At 41.9% G+C, this 7,638-nt stretch carries 9 protein-coding genes; 5 read left to right on the top strand and 4 right to left on the bottom strand.

Annotation, left to right across the window (positions count from 1 at the left end; genetic code table 11):
- Together BWI97_RS27740 and BWI97_RS21170 are read left to right on the top strand one after the other, a co-directional pair.
- On the top strand, positions 1-738 hold a 738-nt coding region (locus BWI97_RS27740; protein ID WP_233207937.1), incomplete at its 5' end, for a hypothetical protein.
- Positions 695-1,288, top strand: a complete 594-nt coding sequence (locus BWI97_RS21170) for a hypothetical protein (RefSeq protein WP_146010996.1) — start codon at positions 695-697, stop codon at positions 1,286-1,288. The genes BWI97_RS27740 and BWI97_RS21170, both read left to right, overlap by 44 nt.
- A 349-nt stretch (positions 1,289-1,637) precedes the next feature.
- On the opposite strand, the gene BWI97_RS21165 is transcribed toward BWI97_RS21170, so the two are convergent.
- Genes BWI97_RS21165 through mobC form a run of 3 tightly spaced genes read right to left on the bottom strand, consistent with a single transcriptional unit; the run spans position 1,638 to position 3,444 of the window.
- Entirely contained in the window at positions 1,638-2,204 is a 567-nt protein-coding gene (locus BWI97_RS21165; protein WP_102202692.1) for a hypothetical protein, read from the bottom strand.
- The gene (locus BWI97_RS21160; protein ID WP_102202691.1) at positions 2,201-3,163 is read right to left on the bottom strand and encodes a relaxase/mobilization nuclease domain-containing protein; all 963 of its coding nucleotides are present in this window, start codon (positions 3,161-3,163) and stop codon (positions 2,201-2,203) included. The genes BWI97_RS21165 and BWI97_RS21160 overlap by 4 nt, the downstream gene beginning before the upstream one ends.
- Positions 3,160-3,444 carry a plasmid mobilization relaxosome protein MobC gene (gene mobC / locus BWI97_RS21155; protein ID WP_233207936.1) on the bottom strand — a complete coding sequence of 95 codons (285 nt, stop codon included), beginning with the start codon at positions 3,442-3,444 and terminating at the stop codon, positions 3,160-3,162. The genes BWI97_RS21160 and mobC overlap by 4 nt, the downstream gene beginning before the upstream one ends.
- 735 nt (positions 3,445-4,179) lie before the next feature.
- On the opposite strand from mobC, the gene BWI97_RS21150 reads away from it, so the two are divergent.
- Positions 4,180-5,100, top strand: a complete 921-nt coding sequence (locus tag BWI97_RS21150) for a replication initiation protein (protein WP_102202690.1) — start codon at positions 4,180-4,182, stop codon at positions 5,098-5,100.
- On the opposite strand, the gene BWI97_RS21145 is transcribed toward BWI97_RS21150, so the two are convergent.
- Positions 5,097-5,492 (bottom strand): hypothetical protein, encoded by a 396-nt coding sequence (locus BWI97_RS21145; RefSeq protein ID WP_233207935.1) that lies wholly within the window; start codon positions 5,490-5,492, stop codon positions 5,097-5,099. The two genes, BWI97_RS21150 and BWI97_RS21145, sit on opposite strands and share 4 nt — an antisense overlap.
- A gap of 425 nt (positions 5,493-5,917) precedes the next feature.
- Here BWI97_RS21145 and BWI97_RS21140 point away from each other — a divergent pair, with 425 nt between their 5' ends.
- A complete protein-coding gene (locus BWI97_RS21140; protein WP_102202689.1) occupies positions 5,918-6,469 on the top strand; it encodes a hypothetical protein in 552 nt (183 codons plus the stop codon).
- 413 nt (positions 6,470-6,882) lie between these two features.
- A partial coding sequence (locus BWI97_RS21135; RefSeq protein WP_146010995.1) for a hypothetical protein occupies positions 6,883-7,638 on the top strand: 756 nt, incomplete at its 3' end.

Below are 7,638 nucleotides of genomic sequence, written 5' to 3'. Positions count from 1 at the left end.
AAAAGTGCAAAAACTACGGAATGTGTAACGGTTAGCGGATGGGACGGCTATTGCATGTGGGGTGGTACAGTTGACAATCCATATCAATATTTCAATGGTTGTCAGGGCACTTATATATCTACACAAGTTTGCTATGATAACCCCGATGCCTTCTGGGCCCACTATACAGGTCAGGCCTTAGGATTGAATACCGGAGTAGGAGGTCCTCCCCCTCCAGCAGGTGAAGATTTTACGTTGCCCGGTGTTACCTATGATGCCAATCAAATAGGATCTCAGGTTGATTGTAGTTCGTTTAACTTTGTCCGTACAACTTCAGCTGGCCAGGAAGCAGCTATTCGATTTAATTTGAAGTTTATTGGAAATCCTCGTGAAGGGGATCCAAAAGTACTCATTCAGTACAAATATTTTAAGGTACAAGTACCTTATGAAACTTGGAATGGACGTATCATAGAATCAGGAGAAGCTGCCAACTACGCTGCTCGAGCCTTTAATGGAGCAATGAGTGATGCTATTGAAATATATAAACTCTACAAACACGAAGTGAAGGCAGGACTGATGACCAATGCACGATTCCACTCAGAAATCCAGCGAGAATTTATGCGTGCTTACAAATCCAGATTAATTGAACAGGTTGGCTCTACGGGTATCTCTGTCGCACATAGCTATACGGCTGCTTCACCGGTTCTAGCTCGTGATGTCAAATACGCTGGCATGTTTGGTGCTTATAATTGTGATTAAAATGGACCAAACAAAAGAGATTATTTCTATTATAAAGCAAACTATTCCCAAAGGAGTATATAGCTTCCAGCAGGAATATTATTTGTCCGAAAAAATTATTCTGTTTAATAAACGAGTGACAGATCAGTTAATGCAAGATTTCATGAAGTGGTCTAATGTACTGGCAATGGTCCGCACGCGAATAAATTTTGTATTTGATGCAACTATGAGTTTAAATAGATGCTATACAGCAACCATTATTTCAGAATCTGGTCATGAAAAAAATCACTTTGATCTCCTAGTCAGCGTTGCTGCTCCATTTTATAGTATCGTATTTTGGGATCCTGGAAAAGCTGATCAAAAAATTATTAAACGAAATAATCTAGACGAATTAAATAATAGCATTGACTGGATAAAGGATTTTGTAGAATCTTCTTTAGATTGTACCCACGTAGGACTAGAAACGCTTATGACTGGATTAGGTGAATACTATATAGATGGCGTTGATGCAGATAAGGAATCTACCATTTTCAATTTCCTATTTACTTCAACAATGGATTATTCATTTTAGTTTATACAATAATATTCTACTATGTCACCATAATAGAATATCTGGAAATAGTTACATATCTTTTTATGTAACTATTTCCAGATATTCTATTTTTTCAACCTCACGTATCTTCCTGACAGGCGTGCATTTGTTTTCTAAAAATGGCTAATTATATTTTAAACGAATTGATGGAAATTGAGGTATTCTATCTCTAAGTTTTCCTTTATCTCTTTAAAACCAGTATAATGTTGTATTTAATATACTCAACTAAAAAAGTCTCTTTTCTAACCTTCTTTCAAACATTCTTTAAATTTTGAGTATTAATAAAATAGCCGCTTAGCTTTCTGATTAAATCGACTTTGATTTACATCTATTTAAACTTCTTCCAGAACCCTTTATCATCATAGGGAGTAAATAAGTCGGCATACTTGGGATACCTTTGTTTATAAGCCTGAATTTGGTGATAGTAGTAGTCTCGCTCTTTAGCGACCTCTTTCGCCTGTTCAAAAATGACCGTTTCCTGAGCCTGCTCCCGGTAGTGATTACACGTATACCAGGCTACGGCAACGGTCGCAAGCAGCACTACTCCATAAATCAAAGCGGCTTTCCAGTTGGTAAAACCGTAGACGTCTCCCGTTACTTTAACCTCTCTTGGAACAGCGGCTGCCGCCTGCTCCACTCGCTCAGCTACCTGGGTAGTACTCGCCTTTAGCCGCTTTTCGACATCATCCGCTGCCTGCATGAATACAGCAGTCGTTGGTATGCCTCGCTTGATCTCCGGAAGCAGTAGTCCGGCTATTTCACCTGGACTCACTTCAATTGGACGGCTGGCTAAAGCCTGTACCTCCTTCAACGTCGCGGGCTCAGACCGGGCCTCCAGACTGGCTAAGCGTTGCTTGATCTCGTTTACATCTGCTAAGAGTTGGGCTGGATTCATAGTTTAGGTCCTCGGGATTGCTTAGGTTGTTGCTTGATCTCTTCTGATTTGGGAGCTAGTTCGGTCTTTTGACTACGTTGTTGCTCCTGAGCGGCGGCCTGACTGTAGCCCTTGAGTAGTTCATCCATTTTTTCGGCCTCTTTCACTGCGGATGCCGCCGCATACCCTGAGAACAGGGCATCCCAGGCCGCTTGGCTTTGATCCTGGGCTTGTTCATTACGCTGAAGTCGTCCCGCTACCTGAGCGGCCTTATAGCCAACTTCGGTGCCTTTCACGGCTACCTGGTTGTAGCGAAAACTGCATCCGACCAGGCGAGCCTGGCTGTCGTACTTAAAAATGCTCTCTACGCCCTTCTTTTCTAGCTCATCACGTAGATCGTTTACCGAGACTACGTTCGTCGTTTCTAGGGCAGTTCTGAGCGTTTCAGCCACGTACTCCCGCGTGCTTTGCTTCTTGAGATCGTGATCCCGCAGACTTTGCCGCTCTTTCGGCAGCTCCGCAAAGCCTAGCTTCTGCCGGATCTGTTCGCACACCTTCACGTTCCGAGCGTAGTTGTGAGAAGTGTCCAAAGCCGGACCTCCATCTAGCGGTACCCGGTTGATGTAAATGTGCAAGTGAGGATGGGCCTTGTCAAAGTGCTGGTAGATGGCCACCTGGTGCCGGCGGGGATCCGCTCCGATGCCTACGCAATACTCTGCTGCTGCCTGCCGAAGCTTTCGTTCATCTAGTTCCTGCCCTTTCGGCCAGCTCAGCGACGTATGCCACACCGGCGTCTTACAGCGAGAACCGTCGGCTACCGCCTGCATTTCCCGGGCCATCCCCGCTGGATCGCGGCTCAACAGGTTCGAGGCTCCCAGCAGCTGCGACGGCTTTGGCTTCTCAGCCACGCTCTCGCGCTCACCGGCCCCGTAGGCTAGTGCTCCCCCAAAACTCCCGCCTACGCTCGTTTTAGCAATCATTGCAGGGCTCGTTTGAGTTGTTCAAGTATCGCCTCGATGCTCGAAGCATCCAACTGGCCCGTATGAGCGTGCCGGGTCAGCTGGTTCAGGTTATTGGCCACCCCAATCACTACCTGTCGCAGTTCCGGCGAGATCCGCTCCCGCACGTCCTGGCCCAAAGCCATCCGGCGTACGTATTCGCTCAGCACCAGGCCCGCCGTCTGAGCCTTTTTCTCGATTACCGCCCGCTCGTCAGCCGTTACCCGGAACCGGAGCGTGATGTCTTTATTTTCCATAATCATCTCATTTTCAAGGTTTCCTCCGGGTCCGGGGTATCCCCGGCAAGCCCCCTTTTCGTAAGCTTGCGTAACGAAAAGGCTGACTTTGTAGCTGCAAAAAGCACCCGGCAGCGCCGAATTAGGTGATTTTTTGTAGCTACAAAGTCATGGCTTGCTTAGGCTCTCAAAGATACGAATTCGCCTTATTTTTGCTCTGTTTTGGTTTTATTTTTGTGGTTTGACCCTGGTTTGTTCTATTTCTGCTGTATACCTGTTTTTTTGCTATATGCTGGTGGTATAGTTGCTCTATTTGGGTAGGATGGACGTGTTTGCCTCGAAAACCGCCACCCTTGCTTTCAAAATTTTAAGCGTGCTGCGCAGCAGACGCAAGCCATAAAGGTGCGGCGGGAAACAAAACAAAATCACTTGAGAACGGCTGTTTCCTCGCGTACACACACATACACTCACGCGAGACAAGTGTTTGTGTATTTTTCAAAATCTCTTGTTATACTCTTGAAGGAAAAAAAACAGTTTATAAACCACTAAAAATCAGATAGTTACAATGTGGATAACTTTTAAAAACACAGGTTTGGTCGGTAAAAAACACAGGTTTGGTCGGTGAAACCCTCTTAAAAACACAGGTTTGGTCGGTAAAACCCTCTTAAAAAACACAGGTTTGGTCGGTGAAAAACACAGTTATATTAACGTAGGTTTCTTTTTTGTTTTACGTTTTTTATATTTGGCTCAAAATCAATCTATATGGATAAGCTAGAAATATTTCAAGATAATGCTTTAACTACAGCTCGGTATGAAATGACTGAGACAGAGAAAAATCTATTTTACATGGTAGTAGCTCAAGTAAGAAGAGACGATCCCCCCACTAAGATGTACCAAGTATCTGTTAAAGCTATGGCCAATATCATTGGGTCAGAGGAGTTAAAATTTGAATCGTATAGGAAAGCTACTGAAAGGTTAAATTCCCGGATATTTAGAGCAACCTTGCCTAATGGCAATTATTTTCATGGATCATTTATATCTTCAGCCGAGTACAAAAAGGGAACAGGTGTTATAGAAATTGAGCTTTCTCAGAAAGTGCGTCCATTCTATGTAGACTTGAGCGAACGGTTTACTAAGATTCAATTAGTAGCAGCAATATCTCTTAGCTCGGCGTATGCAAAACGCATTTATGAACTTCTCTGCATGTATAAAAACATGAAAGACAAAACATTCCGCCGTAGTGTTACAGAGCTAAAAACAATGCTCGGAATAATTGATGAAAAAACTGGCAAGGATACTTATCCAGACTGGACCAAATTTAAAACTAATGTACTTGAGATAGCCGCTAAGGAAATAAATGGCCATACCGACCTGACCTTTAGCTATAGTCCTATCTATGGAGACAAAAAAGGACGTGGCCGTAAACCTGTGGTAGAAATTGAGTTTGAGGTTTTCTATCAGGTTCAGCCGGAGCCTGTTCAAACAAATTCGTTACGAGAACGGCTCTTGAACCAGTTTCGTCTGCGGCCTGATCAGGCCGATCAGGTCCTAGCTGTTCACTCAGCAGAAGTTATAAACCGCCAGCTTTACGATATTCAAACCAAAGTTGCAGATGGGAAAATAAAAAACATTGGTAGCTATACCGCCAAGGTTTTCGATTTAGGTAAGGAGCTAACTGACTAACCAAACAAACGCTGCCACAAATTCTTTTTGCCTGGTTCGGGCAATCGAGTCACAATTCCTTCAACCATTTTAGTAAGGTGATCTATTTGGTTTTGGATGTCTGCTGGGGCAGTGGGTAACTGCGTTTGTGTGAGCTGCCCTTGAGCAAATCCACGAACGTCTTCATTAAGATATTGGCCAATAGTCTTCCCAACCCGCTGGGAGGCCTTCTCAAGAACTCGTCGGGTTTCAGGTTCTACCCCCCTCACAGACCAAGGCATAGGGGCACTACTTGCACGAGCTGGACGACCCATTTTTTTAGGTGCCTGTTCAGGTGTAGTGCTAAAAGTACTTTCTGTATTACCTGACGTAGTGCTTAAATTACTTTCTGCACTACTTTCATTTGCTGCCATATGCCTCAGATAAGAGTTCCGTATGACAAAGTATTACAAATAAACATCCCAAAACAAGCACTGTATTGCAAAAACTACTTTACGCACTATACCATACTATATTTATGTAATACACTGTAGTGCAGAACTGTCTTCAACATTAAAGCACTTATAGAACAAAAAGAGAAAACATTGAAATTGAAACATCTGTCGTATTTTTGCATTCATATACCAATAGCCGTTATGGAAGATCGTATTCAATACAGAGTCGGAACAATGGTTAAACATCCTCGCTTGATGACGAGCCAAGAAAGAGCAGAATGGAGGCAGCAACGAATGGAAAAAACGAAGGAATACCTCTTTTCCATTAATCAGCCACTCGTATACGTCCGAGAAGATGGCCATACGGTCGCTGAATACAAAAACGGGACCGTACTCATTGTTCGATGAATATTTATGTAATTGCGGGTCCTCCGGGTGTAGGCAAAAGTTCCAATGCGGTTAACTTCATTCCCGAGCATGTGCCTATCGTTGATCAGGATCTGGCCGGATATCAGTATAAAAAACAAGGATTTTCTGATTACAAAGACTTGGCCTCGGTCAGTACCAATCAGAAAATTAGAAGTCATCTTTTCTCAGGGGAAGATTTTGCATTGGAATTAAACTTGGGATTCCAGTCTCATTATGATTATCTGAATGGTATTGTTGCTTTCGATCGCTCAAATACCATTCACCTCCTTTTATTCTTTACAGATGATATCCAGTTATGCTTAGACAGAGCTAACCTGAGATTCTTAAGTGGTGGACATGAAGTAAAGCCTGAAATCATTCGGGAAATGTACGCTGCCACTATCCCTCTCTTCCAGGCTTACCAAGAGCTCTTTAGCAACGTTCTGTTGATAAATGTCAGTAATTCGCAAATAGAGGAAGTACTTGCAAACGATAATCCGTTACCGAATTGGATAGTCGAGAACAAACTAACCCAATATTTAGCTTGACATAAACAAAAAGTCCCTCAGATAGTATCTGAGGGACTTTTTGTTTATAACCTTTTATAAACGACCCTTCATGAAATGTAAAATAGGTATCAAATATTTTGATGGATAATTAGTTTACATATTTATAGATAGATATATAAACTAATCATCCCTTTTTAAAACTTATATATATTTTCAATATTCCAGTTTTGTTTGCATTCGCTTTACATATAATATCAAATACAAGAAGAGTGTATTTGATATTATATATTCAGGTAAATTTTATATATAGAGATTACATTTTTAAAATTATTTAATTAATATATTATCATATTATTATCATTACGTAGTGGATTTGTTTTGAAATTCGATTTTGTGTTCTTTGCCATAGACATAGATGGTCTATGTTTGTACCCACTAAATCCTTCTATAACATGAAAAAGATCTATCTTTTTCTAACGACTCTGGTTTTTATTATCTCCTGCCGACCTAACGATTCGGAGATTCAGAAGCCAGCTAATTCCAAGTTTTTCGATTCTGAAAATTATAGATTACTGAAGACTAAACCCGATTCAATTCAAATACCAGCTAGTAGTTTACCACTCATAAAAGCTGTTAGAGACGACATTAAGGGATTTGACAATGACTTACATTTTTCAGATCGATTTCTTATTGAACACGGGCTCCCTCTGTGGAAGCTTTCAATTCCTATCCCAGGAGTCAAAGAAAATAAAGTACTCGTCCCTATAGTAAAAGAAGGATCGGATTTTGTAGGTAAAATACTTTATGCAATCCAAGGGGAAAACAAGCAATGGCGGTACAATCTACTTGACATTAAGACGTTTCTGCGGGAAATTATATCCAGTGACGCTACAAAAGAAAAGTATCTTGAGCAGTTAGTAAACTTTTCATTTCTAATACTTAACCAAAAAGTATCTGGAGTAACAGTTCCCTGCTCAATGGGTACTAATATCACTCAGCTTAATGAAGTGACAATCAAACAGCTAAAAAGTGCAAAAACTACGGAATGTGTAACGGTTAGCGGATGGGACGGCTATTGCATGTGGGGTGGTACAGTTGACAATCCATATCAATATTTCAATGGTTGTCAGGGCACTTATATATCTACACAAGTTTGCTATGATAACCCCGATGCCTTCTGGGCCCACTATACAGGTCAGGCCTTAGGA

Source organism: Siphonobacter sp. BAB-5405 (genome assembly GCF_002872335.1).
Classification (GTDB): domain Bacteria; phylum Bacteroidota; class Bacteroidia; order Cytophagales; family Spirosomataceae; genus Siphonobacter.
The sequence above is the reverse complement of the archived record's forward strand: the minus strand, read 5'-3'. Positions and strand labels throughout refer to the sequence as shown.